The organism is Paenibacillus sp. JMULE4 (assembly GCF_013337105.1).
In the GTDB taxonomy this organism is placed as follows: Bacteria; Bacillota; Bacilli; order Paenibacillales; family NBRC-103111; genus Paenibacillus_G; species Paenibacillus_G naphthalenovorans.
This window is the reverse complement of the sequence record NZ_SGWF01000011.1, coordinates 680,959-700,279: the sequence shown is the minus strand read 5'-3', so window position 1 is coordinate 700,279 and position 19,321 is coordinate 680,959. Positions and strand designations below refer to the sequence as shown.

Here is a 19,321-nt window from a genome sequence, read left to right as displayed (position 1 = left end):
TGAATTCAAGTCATACTCGCTTTTTCTCTCGCATAAGGTGAACTATATCAACCTATCAAAGCTTGGGGGAAAACACTATGAAAACCTATGTTGGCAACGGTCAGCTGCGTCTTGTAGGCAAGGCATGGGAAGTAAGACAATATTTGAAAATGATGCTGGGAACCATGTCGGCCGATCAGCCTTTAACCGCATTTTTGAACGCAAGAAGCGCCGCTGAGCTGAAGAACCGGCTTATTCGTCCTGTCTGTCCTGTCCATACAAGCATTGCCGATAGGCAACGGAAGCGGCCCCGCAAACTCCTGCAAAAAACGAAGGGTCTTCACGTAATCCCCTTCCCATCGAAGTGACCGGCCTGCCGTAAAGCTCCAGCGCAGCATCCAATTCATCCACGGAGGGAGCTTCCGTCCAGCGAACGCGGTGCAGCCGGTCGAGCTCATACTGCTGCATCTGCCGTTTCAGCAGCATGATTTTCCCGGGATCCCGGAGCAGCGGCAGCGGCAGGCTGCATGGTGCCAGGGCAGCGACGGCTAGTGCCGTCAGCGTATGCCGGCTGATCCCCCGGTGCTGCTCCCTGGGATCGGCAAAGCTGATCCGCGGAATGGCGACGGGCGTTCCTCCGAGGGCATGGACAGCGTTGATCAGCTCTCCGACCTCCATCCCGCTGTACCCGTAAACGGTATCTGTCCCAACGATCCCCGGACCCATAATAACCATGGCGATATCGGCCTGCAGAACATGTCTTGCTGCAAGCAGCGCCGTATATTTATTGACGGCTTCGAGATCCCCGCCATAGGCGTGACCGTAGGTAATCGTACCGGCAAGCCAGCCCAGGCCGCATAATCTGGCGGCATGCAGGCTGATAGAAAGCGGCAAAGCACCGCCGTCCGTCATGATGTACGCAATCCTGAGTTCTTTGGTCCCGGGCTGCGCTTGATTGGCCAGATGACGCAGCCAGCATACCGCCACAGGCAGCATACTGTGCAGTTCCCCGAGAAGCACCGGCATCCCCTCCAGCGTCCTGCGGCCGGCCAGCGTCTCATGATGCGGACTATCCGGCTCTTCTGCCGCAAGCACCGCGCGCTGCAGCGACGTGTAGCGCAATTTCATAATATGGCCCGGTCCCGGTTCCGCGGCGTCCATAGATGGCTCAAGTACCGCATGAATAAAATGGTAGCCGCCCGTGCCTAATTGAAGCGCTTCTGCCGTCGTATTCATCAGCACGGTATCCCCTACGGCCAGCCTGGGAAAGACGGACAAATCGTGAATAGCCCGGGCCGTCGCCCCATCGGGCTGCCTTACTTCAACGATTTGAATTTTAGCGTCCGGCAATGCCTCATGACCATCCGCATCCGTAACAACCCCCTTCTTCATCATCAAACCCATTGGAACACCTCCTACAATACAACTTACGTCGGAGAATCCATAAAAAAAACCACCCGGCACGTTTCTTCATGCGAGTGGTTCTTCCCAAGACGGCTTTATGATCCCTTAGCAACTTCCTGAATAATGTTTACTACCACTTCGGAAGTTTTAACCAGGTCTTTTATTGCGATGCGTTCTTTCGTGGTGTGAATGTCCAGATACCCGATCGCCAGATTAACGGTCGGAACTCCCATGCCGTTAAACATGTTGGCGTCGCTGCCGCCGCCGGAATGGAAGGTGCGCGGAGTGCAGCCGGAGTTGGTGAGTGCCTTCATCGCCAGCTTGACGACCGGAGCCGATTCGTCATACATGTAGGCGGGGTAAATCACCTCGCTTTGGAAGTTGAGCTTCGCCCCCATCTCCGCAGCCGCATCTTCGCACGCTTTGCGCATTCTTTCCACCTGTGCAAGCATTTTCTCCTGTGTAATGCTGCGAGCTTCGGCTTCCAGTCGAACCCGCTCGACTACGATGTTGGTTGCTCCCTCCACACCGCCTTCAAAGCGGCCGATGTTGGCCGTTGTTTCTTTATCGATTCGGCCAAGCGGCATGCGGGAGATCGCTTTGCTGGCCACCGTAATCGCACTGACCCCGTCCTCCGGATTCACCCCCGCGTGTGCGGAACGTCCCCAGAAGGTGATGTTCACCTTGGCCTGGGTCGGAGCGGCAACGGCAATGGCCCCGATCTCACCGTTGGAGTCCAGCGCATAGCCGAAGTCCGCATCCACCCATTTGGCGTCCATGGCGCGGGAGCCAAGCAAGCCTGATTCTTCTCCGGCCGTAATGATAAATTGGATTTGACCGTGTTCGATCTGGTTATCCTTCAGCACACGGATCGCTTCCAGCATTGCAGCCAATCCCGCTTTATCATCGCTTCCGAGAATGGTCGTCCCGTCGCTGCGTATGTACCCGTCCTCGCCGATCTGGGGCTTAATGCCTTTGCCCGGAGTGACCGTATCCATATGCGAGGTGAAGAAAAGCTTGGCCGCCGCGGACTTGCCCGGCGATGCCGGCAGTGTACAAATCAGGTTGCCCGATCCGTGACCCGTTTGGGCCGCCGTATCGTCCTCTTCCACCTTAAGGCCGAGCGCTGCGAACTTCTCTTTCAGCACCCGGCTGATTTCCTGTTCATGACGCGTTTCGCTATCTACCTGGACAAGCTCGATAAATTCAGCCACTAATCGCTCTTGATTAATCATTCGCTTTCCTCCAATCTACGCATGAGTTACAATATCATTATAGTATTCCCATGAACAGGAGTTGAGTCTTATGCAAAACAAACTTATTTTCAAGATTATCGTATATGTGATGATCATATCCATGCTGTTGTCCACGCTGCTCTTCACCGTGGGGATGCTGCTATAAAATGTTGTTGCCAAGCAAGTTCTAGTATAGCTTCGTATCCTGGTTATAAGCTTCCAGATTTTCCTTGACACGCTGCAGGAATCGGCCGCAGATCACCCCATCCAGAATACGGTGGTCAAGGGACAGGCATAGATTGACCATGGAACGAACGGCGATCATGTCCTGAATAACGACCGGCTTCTTTACGATCGACTCGAAGGTTAGAATCGCAGCTTGCGGATAGTTGATAATCGGATAGGAAAGAATCGATCCGAACGAACCGGTGTTGTTGACCGTGAACGTGCCGCCTTCCAAATCGTTAAGCGTCAGCTTGCCGGTTCTTCCCTTCCGGGTCAGCTCGTCGATTTCCCGGGCAAGGCCGGCAATATTTTTTTGATCAGCCTTCTTGATGACAGGCGTAACCACGAAATCCTCAGTGCCTACGGCAAGGGAAATATTGATATCCCGTTTGACGATGATTTTATCGACGGCCCAAACCGAGTTTATGATCGGATAATCCTTAATGGCGCTCACAACCGCTTTAAGCAGGAACGCGAGATAAGTCAAGTTGATGCCTTCCTGCTTCATGAATTCATCCTTGACCTTGTTGCGCAGCAGCACCAGGTTCGTGACATCCGCTTCGATCATCGTCCATGCATGAGGAATTTCCGTCACGCTCTGACGCATTCGGCTCGCGATGGTGTTGCGGATCGGCGTCACGTCGATCAAATATTCTCCGCGGCCTTCCAGAGAATGTCCTTCCACCTCGATCTTCGGTAATGGCGGATTCTCCGACAAATGAATGCCAGTCGAGCGGACAGGCACCTTCGGAGGCTCGGGAATAAATACCCCCTCGACTGCGGCTGCGGCAGCTGCGGCCTTATTCGCTTCGGCTGCCGGCATGACAGATCCCGGGACGGCTGCACGCCCGGAAGCAATGAATGCTTCAACGTCCTTGCGGGTAATACGGCCGCCCAAGCCCGTTCCCTGCACATCGCCAAGAGAGATACCGTGCTCGACCGCCAGCTTCAGCACCGCCGGAGAGAAACGGCCGCCCAACCCCGGATTTTGGGCTTCCGCCGCCGGACGTGATAAAGTGCCCGGCTGTTCCGTTTGTGCCGCGCCGTTTGCTGCGGCGCCGTCCGCCGCCTGCTGTGGCTCCTCAATGATACAGATCGCTTCTCCCACCGCCGCCGTGGCCCCGTCTTCCACCAAAAGCCGAACGAGCCTGCCTTCAATGGGCGAAGGCATCTCTACCGTTACCTTGTCCGTAATCAGCTCGCAAAGCACATCATATTGCGCTATGTAATCCCCGGGCTGCCTAAGCCATTTGCCGATCGTCGCCGACACCAGACTCTCTGCCAAATGGGGAACGGTTACTTCAGTCCCCTTCATGTTCTCCTTCATGCTGCATAACCTCCTATGAAAACGCCGGCCTGGAGGACGGCTAAATACGTCAGCTTCAAAGGGCTCGCTGCCTGCCTTAGAACAATGCCAGCTTCCGCATGGCTTCCATGATTTTATCCGTATTCAAGAGGAAAAATTTCTCCATCGGAGGATTCATCCCTACAGCCGGCACATCGGGCGCGCACAGCCGCATGATCGGCGCATCGAGCTCGAACAGAAGCTCTTCCGCGATGATCGCGGATACCTCCGCGCCGACTCCGCCGGTTTTGTTGTCTTCATGAATAATTAATACCTTGCCGGTTTTGCTTGCTGCTTTCAGAATCGCTTCTTTATCAAGCGGTTGAAGGGTGCGCAAATCCAGAATATGCGCACTGATGCCTTCCTTGTCCAGCTCTTCCGCCGCTCTCATCGCATATTGCACGGTCAGGCCGTAGGAAATCACCGTAATATCGGTGCCTTCCCGTTTCACGTCGGCCTTGCCGATCGGTACGATATAATCGTCTTCCGGCACCTCGCCCGTGATTCCCAGGTAGCATTTTTTATGCTCGAAATAGAGAACCGGATCAGCATCACGAATCGCCGCTTTGAGCAATCCTTTGGCATCATAAGGGGTAGACGGGGCAACGATCTTCAATCCGGGAATGCCGAAAAATACGGACTCCGGACACTGCGAATGGTAAAGGGCCCCACCCCCTGTCGCTCCGTAAGGCGCGCGTATGACGATCGGACAGTTCCAATCGTTGTTGGAGCGGTAGCGGATCAAAGCCGCCTCGCTGATGATCTGGTTCGTAGCAGGAAAAATAAAGTCCGCATACTGCATCTCGGCTACAGGCTTCATGCCGTACATCGCCGCGCCAATCGCCACTCCTGCAATGGCCGATTCCGCCAGCGGCGTGTCCATTACGCGTTCTTCCCCGAACTGGTCGCGCAGCCCTTTGGTCGCATTCATGACGCCGCCCTTGCCGACATCCTCGCCGAGAACGAACACATCTTCATCCCGTTCCATTTCTTCTTTCATTGCCGTACGAATGGCTTCCAAATAGGTTATGACGGCCACGATGATTATACCTCCCCTGAATCGGCATACACATGCCGCAGCGTATCTTCCGGTTTCGGAAACGGCGCTTGCTCGGCGTAATTCGTCGCCTCGGTCAGCTCCGCTTTGATTTGCTCCATCAGTTCGGCATCCCGTTCTTCGCTCCATACACCGCATTCGATCATATACCGCCTGAATCCAATGAGACCGTCTTTGGCACGATTCTCCTCGACTTCTTCCTTGGTCCGGTAAAGCAGATCGTTATCAGAAGTAGAATGCGGCGGGATGCGGTACATGACCGCTTCAATCAATGTCGGCCCTTCACCGCGAATGGCCCGCTCGCGTGCTTCCCTGACCACGCGGTACACCTCCAGCGGATCCCGGCCGTCTACCTTGATACCCGGAAATCCGTAGCCGACAGCCCGTTCCGCAATGCTTCCGGCCGTCTGTTTGTGAAGCGGGGTCGAAATCGCATATTGATTGTTTTCGCACATGAAAATAACCGGCAGCTTATGTACGCCTGCAAAATTGCAGCCTTCATGAAAATCGCCCTGGTTGCTGGAACCGTCTCCGAATGTCACGAACGATACGAAGTTTTGACGCTTCATCTTTGAAGCCAGCGCAAAGCCTACGGCATGCGGCACCTGCGTCGTTACCGGACTTGACCCCGTGACGATGTTCAGCTTCTTATGGCTGAAATGCCCCGGCATTTGCCGGCCGCCGCTGTTCGGATCTTCAGCCTTGGCGAAGACCGAAAGCATAAGCTCCCTGAGCGTCATTCCGATGGTTAGAACGAATCCGTAATCGCGATAGTAAGGGAGGAAATAATCTTTTCCCTTTTGCAGCGCGAATGCGGCAGCCACCTGCGCCGTTTCCTGTCCGATGCCGGATACGTGAAACGCAATTTTCCCGGAACGCTGCAAAACAAACCCTCTCTCGTCGAACATTCGGGCCTTCAGCATATATGTGTACATCTCAATGATTTGATCGTCGCTCAAACCAAGCTGCCGATGTTTGGTTATTTGTCCGATGGACATGGGGCGGACGCCTCCTTATCATCATCACCTAATATTATTACCAGGTGCTAGTACTTGACACTATATATATTATAAACCGTTTGGTTTATGAACACAATTTCAATATTTCAAGTACGATTAAACGACAATTGCCTTCCCGTCAACGGCCAGCATGGCGTCGCCCAATATTTCGGACAAGGTCGGATGCGGATGAATCGTTTGTCCGACTTCCCAAGGCGTCGCCTCAAGCAGTTGCGCCAGCGCCGCTTCCGAAATCAGATCGGTTACATGAGGACCGATCATGTGCACACCCAGTATATCATTTGTTGCAGAGTCGGCAATCACCTTCACAAAACCGTCGCTTTCTCCGTAAACGAGCGCCTTGCCAAGGGCCTTAAAGTGCACCTTGGAGGTCTTGATTTGATGACCGCGTTCTATCGCCTGCCGCTCGGTAAGTCCGACGCTCGCCGTTTCCGGACGCGAGTACACGCAGCGTGCAATCTGGTGGGAAGCGTAATGATGGACTGTATGCCCGCATATATGCTCAGCCGCGGCGATGCCTTCGTGGCCCGCCGCATGAGCCAGCTGCAAGCCGCCGACGCAGTCCCCCACCGCATAAATGTGCAGCTCCGCCGTCTGCATCACGTCGTTGACGCGAATATAGCCGCCTTCAACTTTGACGTCGGTATTCTCCAGGCCGATCCCTTCGACGTTGGCCTGACGTCCCACGCACACGAGTGCGATCTCCGCTTCCAGCATATGCCGCGCTTCCTTATGCTCAACGGCGAGCTGTACTCCGGAATCGCTCTTCTGCAGCGTATCGGCCAGTACCTTGGCGCCGGTCCTTACGGTTACTCCCCGTTTCTTAAGCAGACGTTCAAGCTCGCGCGATACCTCCTCGTCTTCTCCCGGAAGGAGCCTCGGCGCATATTCCACAACCGTAACCTGAACGCCGAAATCGCTGAGCATGGATGCCCATTCCACTCCGATCACGCCTCCGCCGATAATCACAGCCGACGCCGGAAGCTTCTCCAGACGAAGGGCGTCGTCACTGTTCAGCACGCGAACCCCGTCCGTATCCAAACCCGGAAGACTCCGCGGGCGCGAACCTGTGGCGATAATCAGCTTCTCCGGCACCAGCGTCAGGATTTCCCCGTCCTCCTGCTCCACCGATACACTGCCACTGCGCGGCGAGAAAATAGAAGGGCCGATGATTCTGCCTATTCCTGAATATACGGTAATTTTATTTTTTTCATTAAATATTGAAGTCCGTTATGCAGCTGTTCAACGATCCCGTTTTTGCGGGAGATCACTTTACCGAAATCGACCCGGACTCCGTCGGCCTCAATCCCGAATCGCTCACTTTCCTTCATCGCTGCATACACTTCCGCGCTCCTTAAAAGCGCCTTGCTCGGAATACAGCCGCGGTGAAGACAGGTTCCGCCCAGCTTGTCCCGTTCGACGATGGCCACATTCTTTCCAAGCTGAGCAGCGCGAATCGCTGCCGAATAACCACCGATGCCTCCGCCAAGGACTACGATATCAAAAGCATGCGTCGTCATTATATTCCCTCCGAAACTATGATTCTTCTATTTTAACCATATTCGTCTCAAGAAATATAGTCCAATTTGTGAAAAGGCATGAAATGTTCTTGAAGTTATGGTAACGTTAATGACATAGAACGTTTTATCGGAAAAAGAAGGAGCCGCACATGAAAGTCACCTTATACCGATTTATCGCCATGCTGCTGTTGGTCATTCCGGGCCTGATGGCGACCTACGGATTTCTGGCCATGAAGGATGCCTGGTTCGCCCAATTCGATCAAACGGCTACCGATCCGGGAATTCTCTGGGGCAAGATGATTCTCGGGTTGATTTTATTCGGAGTGGGGGTCGCCTTTATCGGAGGATGGATTTTTTTTCGCGACCGCAAGCACAATTATGTCGCCCCCAGATTTCGGGAAAAACGTAAAAAGGGATAGCCGTACAAGGCTGTCCCTTCATTCGTTATACCCGTTCCCGTCCGGCGCCGTCCAGCCAGCGCAAAAACCGGTTTGTCTCAATCAAGCTGCTTAAAGAGCGGCGCCACGTTAACATATGCAAGGCGACGAACACAGCAAGGACAGCCCCTTGAAAGAGCTCCGTCGTCAGTCTTACGATGCCGATGCCAAGCGCAAAGCCGAGCAGATTGGCGCCGGTATCGCCAAGCATGATCCGCCCCTTCAAGTCAAGCGGAGCAAGCAGCAGCGCGCCGACAAGGACCGGCGCCAGATCATGCCACAGCTGCGCCCCTCCCGGGGCTGCATCTGCTGCCATAAGAAAGCTGCTCCAGCCGATCATCCCCATGAAAAAGAAAAACATTTTCAACGCCCTGCCGGGACGGACATCAAACAGGTTAACGCCGTTCGTTGCGAGAAGCACGAGCAGGAGCTGGCGCGGCAGGTCCCACAAGCTGTCTTGGTCCGGCAGCAGAACAAGAAGACCGGCCAGGCCGGCCGCCGCGGCTTTCAGGATTCCGGTCGTGATGCTGCGTTCTCTCTTCCACGCCAGCCAGTGGCCGCGTATGCCTTTGGTTCGCTTATCGCCCTTCACATCGTCCAGAAAGCCCGCAAAGCAAATGATGCTCAGGGAGAGCACCCATACCGCATCCGGATTCCAAATGCCGGTGAAATTGTCTATGACAAAACTGGCCAGAAGAAGAAGCCAGATGAGCAGCCCCCCGGCTGTAGGAATGGAGTCCCCGGTATAGTTGCGTTCGGTAATCCCGTGCTCCTGCAAAAACCGCAAGCTGCCGGGCATAAGCAGGCGGCCGATAGCTAACAGCGCCGTTAGAGGCAAAATCCACTCCAGGACAAAACCAGTTAACATACCGGTTTCCTCCAGCATTCCCATAACGCGAGACCGACGGCAACGAACTGTTTGCCGCGGTGCACAAAGCCGCCCCAATCCCTTCCTGTTTCCCTATGGCCAAAAGGCACAGCGAGCTCCATCACACGATAACCGAGCTTGACGGTATCGATCAGCATACCTACTTCTACCCCAAATCCGGTGTAAACACGTCCACAGCGCTTCCATACTTCCGCCCTTACCGCGCGCTGACCCGATAACGGGGCTAACGATGAATAACCGCTTAAAGCTTTCACTCCGCGCGATGCGAGACCTTTTACCAGTCCGAAGCCTGCGGGCTTGTTGACCTGCGGAAGACGTGCAACCGTCAAGTCGGCCTGATTTTGGACTAACGGTTCCAACAATACGGGAAAGCAGGCTGCGGTTTCTCCCAAATCCGCATCCAGAAATACAAAAATCTCCCCCCCGGCAGCCCGGCAGCCCGCTGACATCGCAGCTGCCTTCCCTCTGTTAACCGGAAAACCGATAACCAGATCCGCCCACGGGTAAGCAGCCGCTCTAGTGTCATCATCACTTCCGTCATCGACGACAATAAGCTGAAACTTAAGCGCGCGGGGCTTCGCCCCTTCTATTGTTGATATGACCCGGTCCACCGCCTTCAGCGTTGCGGGAAGACGTTCCGCTCCATTCCAAACGGGAATAATGACGGATACAAGTGTCGTCACATTCGCCCCTCCTTGTAAATCTAGAACCAGGATCGAACAAAAGATTGCCAAGCCCTGCCGATTCTGAGCGGTTTCATTGTCTCGCCGTTCGGGAACAGCCGGCTGATTCCCCTGGCGTCAATCAGCTTGCTGCCTACCTTCATGCGTACAAGCCAAGTGCTTCCCATGCCTTTACGGCCTTTCTCAAGAAAATCCTGCATATGGCTGTGCAGGCCGACGGCAACGATTTGTTCGCATCCCCCGTCATAAGCCAGCAACAGCGCAGCGTCCTCACTGGTCCCGCCGCTTGGCAAAAGCACTCCCGACAAATGCAGCCTGTGCAGCCGTTCCAAGCCTGGAGCTGTTCCGTCGATGTAGCTATGTACGATAAGCTCGGCACCGGAGCATAAAGCCCGATCCGTCACGCTATCCATATCCCCGATAATCAGCCGCGGAGCGTACCCGAGCTCAAGCAGCGCGTCAGCTCCGCCATCGACACCGATGAGCACCGGATCCTCTCGCTGTATGTAAGCATGTAAAGCCGCCAGGTCTTCCTTATATCCGTTTCCCCTAACGACGATAAGGGCGTGCTTCCCTTTCAGCTTCGTTCGGAGAGACAGGCAGGTGAGCGGGTCAATCAGCCAATCTTTCTCTTGATTGGCATACCGAAGCGTGTTGTCGATAAATTCCCGGAGCCGAACGGGCTCCGCTTTTCGTGCGGCACGATAAGCCTCCAGCCACATTTGTCTGGTGAATCTTTTGCAGGGAAGGAAGGCATGGCCCAGATCGATGCCGTTCTCGGTTATGACGAGTTCGGGGGTTCCGCTTAAAAGCTCGAAGAATTCCGGAGCCGTTTCCAGCAGCGGCAGCCCTGCATCAAGAAGCAATAAGCCCGCCCGGCTTGCGAAGGTGCCGGTAGTGGTTTTGCCTGTATTAATCACCGCCTTAACCTTGGCAGCGATTAATCCCCGTACCGCCAACTCGTCCAAATCGTCGTGCGCGATAACGGCTATGCTGCCTGGACGAATTCTCTGCAACAGCTGCTTCGTGCTGCGGTCCGCTTCCACTTTTCCTTTCATGGGCCAACGTTCCGGTGTGCCATTCCATTTCATGATCACAATCACCCGTTTTCCGACGAAATAAATTGACGGGTAGGCTTCCCCATAGTCGGCAGATTCTTCGCATGTGACCAGCACCTGTCTTCTAAGCATCCGCCTTGCCGAGGATGTCTGTTTGCTGCATAAGGGTGAAGCCTCCTTCAATATTTCTTTTAACGTTCCCCATGCATCTTTCAAGTATGCAGCAAAAAAACGGCATCCTCTTTCGATACCGTTAGATTTCCATCAACCAATCACCCGACAAATCATTTCGATTTATCGGGTGATGGATTGGATGTGAAGAATATAAACTTTTTAAATGGCAGTAACCAACTATTCCAGTTAATCCTTACCCTTTCAAGAAACCTTATGCTCGATCCGCAGCTTATCCGCCACCATCGCGATGAATTCGCTGTTGGTCGGCTTTGCTTTGGAGATATTGATCGTGTAGCCAAACAAATGGCTAATGCTCTCGATATTGCCGCGCGTCCATGCGACCTCAATCGCGTGGCGAATCGCGCGTTCGACGCGGCTCGGCGTGGTTTTGTATTTCTCGGCAATCGCAGGATACAGCGTTTTGGTGATGGCCCCGAGAATTTCAATATTGTTGTACACCATTGTAATGGCTTCACGCAAATATTGGTATCCTTTGATGTGGGCAGGAACACCGATTTCGTGAATAATCGAGGTAATGTTGGCATCCAGATTTTTCGCTTTTGGCAAATGAACGATATTGGCTTTCGCTTGCATTGAAGATGACATCATCGACATCGTTTGGTTAGGGCCCACCAATTGACGAATGCGGTTCGTCAGAATCTCCATGTCGAAAGGCTTCAAAATGTAATAAGAGGCGCCAAGCTGAACCGCTTTCTGCGTAATATTCTCTTGGCCAAAAGCAGTGAGCATAATAATTTTAGGCTGTGGATTTAAATCCCTTTCACGGAGTTTCTCAAGCACACCCAGACCATCCAAATGCGGCATGATAATATCCAGAATCAGCACATCCGGAACTTTGGGGCTTTGCTCGATTAAACGAATAACATCGTTTCCGTTATAGGCTACACCCGTTACCCTCATATCCTCCTGATCATCGATAAATTCAGATAATAAATTGGTGAATTCACGGTTATCATCCGCTAAAAGAACTTCAATAGTTTGCAACAGAAAGCTCTCCCTTCATTTGCGACAATTACGTTAGCATTATTTACCTAATAATATGATTTCGACACACACTTTAAAATTCCTTCTGTCGAATATTATTTTTGTGGATTTTTTATCAGTTTTATTTTACAATAAATAATTTAATTCATTATTATACATTTTTCGACAAACACTTTATTTTCTATATCTGAATTCGCACCAACTATCCTTTCTTCGTTCAGGTAAAAAAAAATGAAGGCGATTAGCTCGCCTTCATTGCTTTTGTTCCTTCCTGATTTCCCGTTGACCGGAGCATAATGCCTGCATCCTGCAGCATCCATTCGATAAAACAACCATAGCCGCTTGTCGGATCATTAACAAATACATGGGTGACCGCACCAATGACCTTGCCGTTTTGAACGATCGGACTGCCGCTCATGCCTTGAACAATTCCCCCCGTTTTTTCCAGAAGACGGCGGTCGGTAATTTTGATGACCATTCCTTTGGTTGCAGGGTACTCTTGTTTGGCCACATGGATGACTTCAATATCGAATTTCTCGACTTTTTGGCCTCCGATCACGGTATAAATTTGTGCAGGACCTTCTTTGACTTCCTCCGCAAAGGCTACCGGAAGCACCTTGTCGCTCAGACTGTGGGAAGGAGCTTCGTACATCTTGCCGAAAATGCCGAATTGCGTGTTTTTCTCAATATTGCCAATTGCCTTGCTTTCTCTGGAAAACTGGGCTCTTTTTTCACCGGGTTCGCCATTTTGGCTTTTGGAGATGGAGGTCACATTGGAATGAACGATCTCTCCATTACCTACCACAATCGGCGTTTGTGTATCCATATCAGTAATGATATGTCCCAGGGCGCCATACACGCCTTGATCCGGGGCATAGAATGTCAGCGTACCAACGCCCGCTGCGGAATCACGAATGTACAGTCCCAGCCTGTAAGCATTATCCAGCAGATCGTAGGCAGGAGTAATTGGAATTTCCAACGTTTGATCACCGCGTAAAATCGTTAAAGAAATGGGTTTTTTACTTTCGCCCGCCGCCTTGACAAGCTCAGCTACCTTGCTCACATCGTTTACGGGTTTACCGTCCATTTTGACGATCAAATCTCCAAGCTGGACTTTTGCTTCTTCGCCCGGCGACGTCTTTTTATCCTCCGCAACGGCTACGAGGTGATGACCCACCACCATAATGCCCGCCGACTTCAGTTTTACGCCGATGGTTTGCCCGCCTGGTATGACTTTGAGATCGGGTACGACATTGACCTTTACCGTTTTGAGCGGGATTTTGCCAAACAATTTCAGCTTCATTTCCGCTTGTCCGGCTTTGTAGGATTGTAAAGAAATAGGATGATGAAGATCCACTTGAAATGAGTGCTCGGCGGTTCCGTTCACTTTTAATATTTCCGGATGATTAATGGTCAACTGTGCATTCACCGGCATGGATAGCTGTAAATGGGCTTGTTGTCCGGTAAAAAGTCGAAGCTCCTCGGGGAATGAGGCAAAGCTGCGGAAAGGGGTGGTTAAGCTCCCCCAACAAACGAAGAGGACGAGCAGTAATCCAATTAATCTTTTTCTCTGGTTGGAACTCAATTCGCTCACGCTCCCTTGCTTCCTCTGCATAGCGGCATCTTATCCTGTACACCAACATGGTTCAGATACCGCTGATGTGTACCTTTAAGGTAACCCCCGCCCATTTCTTTTATAACACCAAAATGGTGCCACCCCCGTTAGACCATCCTTGCCTTTTTATCATTTGCCAAGGCAAGCATTTCCTGTGCGTGCTGGAGCGTCTTCTCCGTGACCTCTACTCCGCCTAGCATCCGCGCCAGTTCATGAATCCTCTCGTCAGTACCCAGGTCGTCTACATTCGTATATGTCCGGTCGCCATCCGTTGTTTTGTGTATACGGTAATGCGCGTCCGCCATACAGGCCACCTGCGGCAAATGGGTGATCGAGAACACTTGACAGCTCTGCGACAGCTTGGACATTTTCTCAGCAATCGCCTGAGCCGCTCGTCCGCTTACCCCGGTATCCACCTCATCAAAGACGAGAACCGGTATCCGGTCCACCCGGGCAAATATCGATTTCAACGCCAGCATGACCCTCGATATTTCACCGCCGGAAGCGATTTTGCTTAAAGAGCGAAGCGGCTCTCCGGGATTCGCCGAAATCAGAAATTCGACTTGATCGGCACCGTCTCTTGTCAGCTTCCTCCCTTCCACCGGTGCGAAATGCACTTGAAACTGCGTCCTCTCCATATGAAGCTCACGCAGCTCCGCTACAATCTCCGCCGAAAGGCGATCAGCTACGCTTTTTCTTAGTCCGGTCAAATCGTCCGCCAACCGCTGAAGGGCCGCAAATGCCGCTTGTTCCTGCTTTTCCAGCTGCATTAGCTTCTCATCTTTATTCTCGATGAGATCCAGCTCATGCGCAATTTTGTCCCCATAAGCCAAAATGTCGGATACGGTATCTCCATATTTTCTCCTAAGAGACGATATTGTATCCAGTCTTTGTTCGATAAAATCAAGACGAGACGGGTTGAATTCCACCTCGTCCCGGTAATCCCTGATTTGATAGGCCGCATCCTCAAGCTGATAATAGGAACTCTGTACCTGTTCGGCAATAGACTGAAGCTTAGCCGGGTCCAGCCCGGCAATATCCTGAAGCTTCTGCATGGCGCGGCGCACCGAGTCAAGCCCTTTGCCTCCGCCATAGAGAAGATCATAAGCGTCGGCCGCGTTCGAATACAGTTTCTCCGCGTTTCCCAGCTTTTGTTTTTCCTCTGCCAATGCCTCATCCTCACCCGGTTTTAATTGGGCGGCTCGGATTTCTTCAACCTGAAAACGGTACAAATCCATCATCTGCAAATTTTGCTTGCTCGTATCCTGCAGCTCTCTCACTTGCTTGCGTATGGTTTGATAAGCATCATAAGCTTCTTGATAGGCCTGTCTGGCAGGGGCAATCTCCGCTTCTCCGAACAGATCGAGCCAGCGGGGATGCTCCTCCACCTTAAACAAGGACTGATGCTCATGCTGCCCGTGAATGTTCACGAGCCATTCGCCGACTTCCTTCAGCATGGCCAGATTGACGAGCTGTCCGTTAATGCGGCTTGTGCTTTTGCCTTGCGCCGTAATTTCTCTGCGTATGATAAGATGCTCTTCCGGGTCCGCTTCTATTCCCAACCGCTCCAGAACGGCCCACACCGGATGGCCGGGCTCTATTCCGAACATCGCCTCAATAGTAGCTTTGTCGCTCCCGTAGCGCACCAGATCGGAAGAGCTTCTGCCGCCTGCAATCAGGCTCAGCGCATCGATAATAATCGACTTCCCCGCTCCCGTCTCCCCTGTCAAAACATGAAAACCGTTTTTGCAGTGCAATTCAACATGTTCTATCACCGCCAGATGGCGGATGGACATTTCCAGCAGCATGGTTCACACCTCTTTTGGCTTCATCCGAGCATTCCAAGAATTTGATTGACCACATGCGCGCTTTGGTCTTTCGTACGGCATATAATCAGAATGGTATCGTCGCCGCAGATCGTTCCCATAATCTCGTTCCATTCCAGGCTGTCAATGAGAGCTCCAATGGCATTGGCTGTGCCCGGCAAGCTCTTTAGCACCACCAGATTTTCGGTATGATCGATATGTACAAAATGATCGTTGAGCGCCCTGCGAAGCCGCTGCATCGGATTATAACGCTGATCGGCAGGCACCGAATACTTGTATCTCCCGTCATCGAGAGGAACTTTCATTAAATGCAATTCCTTAATGTCCCGGGAAATCGTTGCTTGCGTTACGTGAAACCCGGCGGTTCGAAGCTGCTCCACCAGCTCATCCTGGGTTTCAATCTCGTTATTTGTAACGATTTCACGGATCTTGATATGTCGTTGGGCTTTCATGGTATCCTCCCTGCTGCGTATATTATTCATCGTACAGCTGCACAGCGAACACAAAGCAATGAACCTTCCGCTGTGGCAAGTCCACATATAATACACCGGCCGTGTTCGGATACACAAGCTGGTACACCAGCAGCCGTTCGCGTATCGAGCTTCCCGTCCACTCCACCGGCTTCCGGTCCTTAGCCAGCTTGACCGTATAGTACAGGCCATTCTTCGAAGCCATATAATCTATAAACAATCGGCTGTGCAGCATTTCCCCGTCGTTTACTGAGATTTCAATGGGAATGCGCTTTTTGCCGCTTATGACTTCATAACCGTTCTCTTCCAGCAAACGCGTCGCATCGTCATCAGGCAATTCCTCATCAATCAGAAAATCGAAAGGCGAAGCATTATCCACAGTCTCCCGCATTTTGCCACGTATATAATAGAAAGCCCATATGGCGAGCACTGCTATGATCAGCACAACGACCGTTCCGTCACCCTTTTGCATGGAATCACCTCGAAATTACTATTCGAGAATCCGCCTTCATAATCCTCTAAAAAGGCAAAAAACTCATCCATTAAGATGAGCTCTGCATGCTTTGCGACTCTTCAACAACCTCGCGGATGCGCTGTTCCAATTCGGAACCGGACCATCCGGGCTCGTCCGTATGGGTTTGGGTCAAATACGCTAAAAACTCGATATTTCCTTCTCCTCCCTTAATCGGGGAGAAAGTAATACCCTTCACGGCAAATCCAATTTCCTGTGCAAACTGAAGAACCGTTTGCAGCACTTCCCGGTGTGTTTCCGGCTCCCTTACCACTCCGGATTTGCCTACCTTCTCTCTGCCTGCCTCAAACTGCGGCTTCACCAATGCAACCACTTGACCCGAAGGGGCAAGCAGTTTTTTTAGCGGTGGCAAAATAAGCTTTAGGGAAATGAACGATACATCGATGCTGGCAAAGGCGGGCACCGGTCCCTTTAAATCCTCCGGCTGTATGTAACGGAAATTCGTCCGTTCCATTACGCTGACGCGCGGGTCTTTGCGAAGCGACCAATCCAATTGATTGTAGCCCACATCGACGGCATATACGTGAGCTGCGCCATGCTGAAGCGCACAGTCCGTAAAGCCGCCGGTAGACGCGCCAATATCCAGCACAGTGATACCCTGAAGATTAATATTGAAAGTCCGAAGCGCTTTTTCCAGCTTCAATCCGCCGCGGCTTACGTAAGGATGCACCGCCCCTTTGACGACAATTCTGGATGAGCGCGGGATTTTCGTGCCGGCTTTATCCACCGGCTCATCCTCCACAAGCACCAGGCCGGCCATAATCGCCGCTTTCGCTTTTTCTCTTGTTTCAAACAAACCGCGCTCGACCAGCAGGAGGTCGAGCCGTTCTTTATCCGCTTTGTCTGCTGCCATGAATAGCTCCTTACATCTTACGCCCGCTGTTTTTTGCGCGGGACGAGCGATTGCAGCTCGGTTATCAGCCGTTCTGCCGTCAATCCCACTTCTTGACGCTGTTCCTTCACAGAGCCATGCTCCACGAAATAATCGGGAACGCCGATCAGCTTTATCCGCATGCCGTATATATTGTTCAGAGAATAATACTCAAGCACGCCGCTTCCGAAACCGCCCATTTGGGCGCCTTCCTCGAGCGTGACGACCGGGATATCTTCCTTCGCGAGCTGCATCAGCACAGCTTCGTCCATCGGCTTGATAAACCGGGCATTGACGACCCGAACCTGAATACCTTCCTTGGCAAGCTGCTCTGCCGCTTCAAGCGCAAGCGGAATCATCGGTCCGACGGCCAAAATCGCTGCATCCTTTCCCTGCCGCAAAACTTCCCACGTGCCGATCGGAATCGGACTCACAGGCTCATCCGTGGATACGCCCAAGCCGTTAACCCGCGGGTAGCGTACGGCAATCGGCCCGTCATCATAATCAATCGCCGTTTTCATCATGTGCCGCAGCTCGTTCTCGTCCTTCGGCATCATCAGGACCATATTCGGAATGCTGCGCAGGTAGGCGATATCATAAACCCCCTGATGGGTTTCTCCATCCGGCCCAACGAAACCCGCGCGGTCAATCGCAAAGACGACATTCAGGTTTGCCCGGCAAATGTCGTGCACAACCTGGTCATAGGCCCGCTGCAGGAAGGTGGAGTAAACCGCAAATACCGGCTTCAAGCCAAGGCTGGCCAAGCCTGCCGAGAAGGTGGCCGCATGCTGCTCCGCAATGCCGACATCGTACATGCGGTCCGGAAATAATTTGGCAAACTCAAGCAGACCCGAGCCTCCCGGCATGGCCGGCGTAATCGCTACGATTCGCTTGTCTTGACGCGCAAGCTCGATCAAGGTTTTGCCGAACACTTCTGTATACATAGGCGGCCCGACGGATTTGAGCACTTGACCGGATTCAATCTTGTACGGAGTAATCCCGTGCCATTTGTGCGAATCCGCTTCGGCAGGAGAGTATCCCTTCCCCTTGAGCGTAATGACGTGAACGAGTACGGGGCCGTTTACTTTGTCCGCTTGCTTCAAGGCTTCCAAGAGCAGCGGCAGATTATGGCCGTCCACCGGTCCAAGGTACGTAAAGCCGAGCTCCTCAAACCATACCCCCGGAACGACTAAATATTTGAAGGAATCCTTTAAACGTTCCGCCGTTTTGGCCAGAGTCCCGCCAATCGCCGGAATTTTTTTGATCAAATGCTCGAATTCTTCCTTGGCTTTAACATAATGACGGTCTGAACGGATGCGCCCCAAATAGTTATGCAGCGCGCCGACATTCGGGGCGATGGACATTTCATTATCGTTCAGAATGACCATCAGCTTTCTTTTCTCGTGCCCGATATGGTTCAGCGCTTCTAACGCCATCCCTCCGGTAAGAGCGCCGTCGCCGATGATCGTAATGACGCGATTCGATTCCCCGTTAAGATCGCGGGCTACCGCCATCCCCATCGCAGCGGATAAGGACGTACTGCTGTGACCGGCTTCCCATACGTCATGCTCACTCTCGGAACGCTTCACAAAACCGCAAAGGCCCTTGTATTTACGCAGCGTATCGAATTTATCCTTGCGTCCAGTCAATATTTTGTGAACGTAGGATTGATGCCCCACATCGAAAATGAATTTATCTTTCGGACTATCAAACAAATAGTGCAGAGCAATCGTTAACTCGACAACACCAAGGTTGGGCGCGAGGTGACCGCCGGTAGCCGAAAGCTTTTCGATCAGAAACTTTCTCGTTTCCGCTGCCACTTGCTCCAGCTGTTCTACTGTAAGACCCTTCAGGTCCTCAGGCTGATGAATTTGATTGAGCAGCACGCTTGTTCCCCGCTTTCCATGGTAAAATAGTCAATCCAATGCCGAGACGTTGCCTTGATATCATGAAGTATAGCACAGGAGAAGTCCCGTG

Annotated in this window: 18 protein-coding genes and 1 pseudogene; 3 read left to right on the top strand and 16 right to left on the bottom strand. The window is 52.4% G+C overall.

Annotated features, from left to right (window positions below; all coding sequences use genetic code 11):
* Positions 1-77 precede the first annotated feature (77 nt).
* Positions 78-347, top strand: coding sequence for a Z-ring formation inhibitor MciZ (gene mciZ / locus EXW96_RS28510; RefSeq protein WP_174350341.1), 270 nt, complete (start codon positions 78-80; stop codon positions 345-347).
* Here the strand turns inward: mciZ and EXW96_RS08605 are convergent.
* Both EXW96_RS08605 and EXW96_RS08600 read right to left on the bottom strand, forming a co-directional pair.
* Positions 232-1,383 (bottom strand): DUF3866 family protein, encoded by a 1,152-nt coding sequence (locus EXW96_RS08605; RefSeq protein ID WP_174350340.1) that lies wholly within the window; start codon positions 1,381-1,383, stop codon positions 232-234. The two genes, mciZ and EXW96_RS08605, sit on opposite strands and share 116 nt — an antisense overlap.
* 95 nt (positions 1,384-1,478) lie before the next feature.
* Complete coding sequence (locus EXW96_RS08600; protein ID WP_054817766.1) at positions 1,479-2,618, bottom strand: M20/M25/M40 family metallo-hydrolase; 1,140 nt, start codon at positions 2,616-2,618, stop codon at positions 1,479-1,481.
* Between the two features lie 70 nt (positions 2,619-2,688).
* Here EXW96_RS08600 and prli42 point away from each other — a divergent pair, with 70 nt between their 5' ends.
* Complete coding sequence (gene prli42 / locus EXW96_RS08595) at positions 2,689-2,784, top strand: stressosome-associated protein Prli42 (RefSeq protein WP_149917076.1); 96 nt, start codon at positions 2,689-2,691, stop codon at positions 2,782-2,784.
* 21 nt (positions 2,785-2,805) lie between these two features.
* On the opposite strand, the gene EXW96_RS08590 is transcribed toward prli42, so the two are convergent.
* From EXW96_RS08590 to lpdA, 4 genes and pseudogenes are all read right to left on the bottom strand, one after another.
* Positions 2,806-4,170 carry a dihydrolipoamide acetyltransferase family protein gene (locus tag EXW96_RS08590; protein WP_062408921.1) on the bottom strand — a complete coding sequence of 455 codons (1,365 nt, stop codon included), beginning with the start codon at positions 4,168-4,170 and terminating at the stop codon, positions 2,806-2,808.
* A gap of 76 nt (positions 4,171-4,246) precedes the next feature.
* Positions 4,247-5,227: an alpha-ketoacid dehydrogenase subunit beta gene (locus EXW96_RS08585; protein ID WP_174350339.1), complete on the bottom strand. Its 981-nt coding sequence runs from the start codon at positions 5,225-5,227 to the stop codon at positions 4,247-4,249.
* Positions 5,228-5,232: 5 nt separating this feature from the next.
* Positions 5,233-6,243, bottom strand: coding sequence for a thiamine pyrophosphate-dependent dehydrogenase E1 component subunit alpha (locus EXW96_RS08580; RefSeq protein ID WP_054817765.1), 1,011 nt, complete (start codon positions 6,241-6,243; stop codon positions 5,233-5,235).
* Between the two features lie 117 nt (positions 6,244-6,360).
* Positions 6,361-7,784, bottom strand: a pseudogene (lpdA, locus tag EXW96_RS08575) (dihydrolipoyl dehydrogenase).
* 149 nt (positions 7,785-7,933) lie between these two features.
* Between lpdA and EXW96_RS08570 the strand changes: the two are divergent.
* Positions 7,934-8,203: a DUF2627 domain-containing protein gene (locus tag EXW96_RS08570; RefSeq protein WP_174350338.1), complete on the top strand. Its 270-nt coding sequence runs from the start codon at positions 7,934-7,936 to the stop codon at positions 8,201-8,203.
* Between the two features lie 25 nt (positions 8,204-8,228).
* On the opposite strand, the gene EXW96_RS08565 is transcribed toward EXW96_RS08570, so the two are convergent.
* The 10 genes from EXW96_RS08565 to dxs all read right to left on the bottom strand — a co-directional run bounded on the left by EXW96_RS08565 (position 8,229) and on the right by dxs (position 19,230).
* Positions 8,229-9,089: a hypothetical protein gene (locus EXW96_RS08565; RefSeq protein WP_174350337.1), complete on the bottom strand. Its 861-nt coding sequence runs from the start codon at positions 9,087-9,089 to the stop codon at positions 8,229-8,231.
* Positions 9,083-9,793 carry a glycosyltransferase family 2 protein gene (locus EXW96_RS08560; protein ID WP_054817762.1) on the bottom strand — a complete coding sequence of 237 codons (711 nt, stop codon included), beginning with the start codon at positions 9,791-9,793 and terminating at the stop codon, positions 9,083-9,085. Before EXW96_RS08560 ends, EXW96_RS08565 begins: the two co-directional genes overlap by 7 nt.
* 20 nt (positions 9,794-9,813) lie before the next feature.
* On the bottom strand, positions 9,814-10,983 hold the full coding sequence (steA, locus tag EXW96_RS08555) for a putative cytokinetic ring protein SteA (RefSeq protein ID WP_254611283.1): 1,170 nt from the start codon (positions 10,981-10,983) through the stop codon (positions 9,814-9,816).
* A 243-nt stretch (positions 10,984-11,226) separates the two neighbouring features.
* Positions 11,227-12,030 carry a sporulation transcription factor Spo0A gene (gene spo0A / locus EXW96_RS08550; protein WP_054817761.1) on the bottom strand — a complete coding sequence of 268 codons (804 nt, stop codon included), beginning with the start codon at positions 12,028-12,030 and terminating at the stop codon, positions 11,227-11,229.
* 241 nt (positions 12,031-12,271) lie between these two features.
* Positions 12,272-13,615 carry a SpoIVB peptidase gene (spoIVB, locus tag EXW96_RS08545; RefSeq protein WP_174350438.1) on the bottom strand — a complete coding sequence of 448 codons (1,344 nt, stop codon included), beginning with the start codon at positions 13,613-13,615 and terminating at the stop codon, positions 12,272-12,274.
* A gap of 137 nt (positions 13,616-13,752) precedes the next feature.
* Complete coding sequence (recN, locus tag EXW96_RS08540; protein WP_174350336.1) at positions 13,753-15,453, bottom strand: DNA repair protein RecN; 1,701 nt, start codon at positions 15,451-15,453, stop codon at positions 13,753-13,755.
* 20 nt (positions 15,454-15,473) lie between these two features.
* Positions 15,474-15,923 (bottom strand): transcriptional regulator AhrC/ArgR, encoded by a 450-nt coding sequence (ahrC, locus tag EXW96_RS08535; RefSeq protein WP_054817786.1) that lies wholly within the window; start codon positions 15,921-15,923, stop codon positions 15,474-15,476.
* Between the two features lie 22 nt (positions 15,924-15,945).
* Positions 15,946-16,413: a hypothetical protein gene (locus tag EXW96_RS08530; RefSeq protein WP_054817760.1), complete on the bottom strand. Its 468-nt coding sequence runs from the start codon at positions 16,411-16,413 to the stop codon at positions 15,946-15,948.
* Positions 16,414-16,483: 70 nt separating this feature from the next.
* Positions 16,484-17,326: a TlyA family RNA methyltransferase gene (locus tag EXW96_RS08525; protein ID WP_062408930.1), complete on the bottom strand. Its 843-nt coding sequence runs from the start codon at positions 17,324-17,326 to the stop codon at positions 16,484-16,486.
* A gap of 17 nt (positions 17,327-17,343) precedes the next feature.
* On the bottom strand, positions 17,344-19,230 hold the full coding sequence (dxs, locus tag EXW96_RS08520; protein ID WP_174350335.1) for a 1-deoxy-D-xylulose-5-phosphate synthase: 1,887 nt from the start codon (positions 19,228-19,230) through the stop codon (positions 17,344-17,346).
* Between the last annotated feature and the right edge of the window lie 91 nt (positions 19,231-19,321).

Bases quoted from the DNA above. Each gene is read 5' to 3' on its own strand.
- EXW96_RS08570 (WP_174350338.1), top strand. From the start codon at position 7,934: ATGAAAGTCACCTTATACCGATTTATCGCCATGCTGCTGTTGGTCATT.
- EXW96_RS08565 (WP_174350337.1), bottom strand. From the start codon at position 9,089: ATGTTAACTGGTTTTGTCCTGGAGTGGATTTTGCCTCTAACGGCGCTG.
- prli42 (WP_149917076.1), top strand. From the start codon at position 2,689: ATGCAAAACAAACTTATTTTCAAGATTATCGTATATGTGATGATCATA.
- EXW96_RS08580 (WP_054817765.1), bottom strand. From the start codon at position 6,243: ATGTCCATCGGACAAATAACCAAACATCGGCAGCTTGGTTTGAGCGAC.
- EXW96_RS08530 (WP_054817760.1), bottom strand. From the start codon at position 16,413: ATGCAAAAGGGTGACGGAACGGTCGTTGTGCTGATCATAGCAGTGCTC.
- ahrC (WP_054817786.1), bottom strand. From the start codon at position 15,923: ATGAAAGCCCAACGACATATCAAGATCCGTGAAATCGTTACAAATAAC.
- EXW96_RS08605 (WP_174350340.1), bottom strand. From the start codon at position 1,383: ATGGGTTTGATGATGAAGAAGGGGGTTGTTACGGATGCGGATGGTCAT.
- steA (WP_254611283.1), bottom strand. From the start codon at position 10,983: ATGCTTAGAAGACAGGTGCTGGTCACATGCGAAGAATCTGCCGACTAT.
- recN (WP_174350336.1), bottom strand. From the start codon at position 15,453: ATGCTGCTGGAAATGTCCATCCGCCATCTGGCGGTGATAGAACATGTT.
- EXW96_RS08600 (WP_054817766.1), bottom strand. From the start codon at position 2,618: ATGATTAATCAAGAGCGATTAGTGGCTGAATTTATCGAGCTTGTCCAG.
- EXW96_RS08525 (WP_062408930.1), bottom strand. From the start codon at position 17,326: ATGGCAGCAGACAAAGCGGATAAAGAACGGCTCGACCTCCTGCTGGTC.
- mciZ (WP_174350341.1), top strand. From the start codon at position 78: ATGAAAACCTATGTTGGCAACGGTCAGCTGCGTCTTGTAGGCAAGGCA.
- EXW96_RS08590 (WP_062408921.1), bottom strand. From the start codon at position 4,170: ATGAAGGAGAACATGAAGGGGACTGAAGTAACCGTTCCCCATTTGGCA.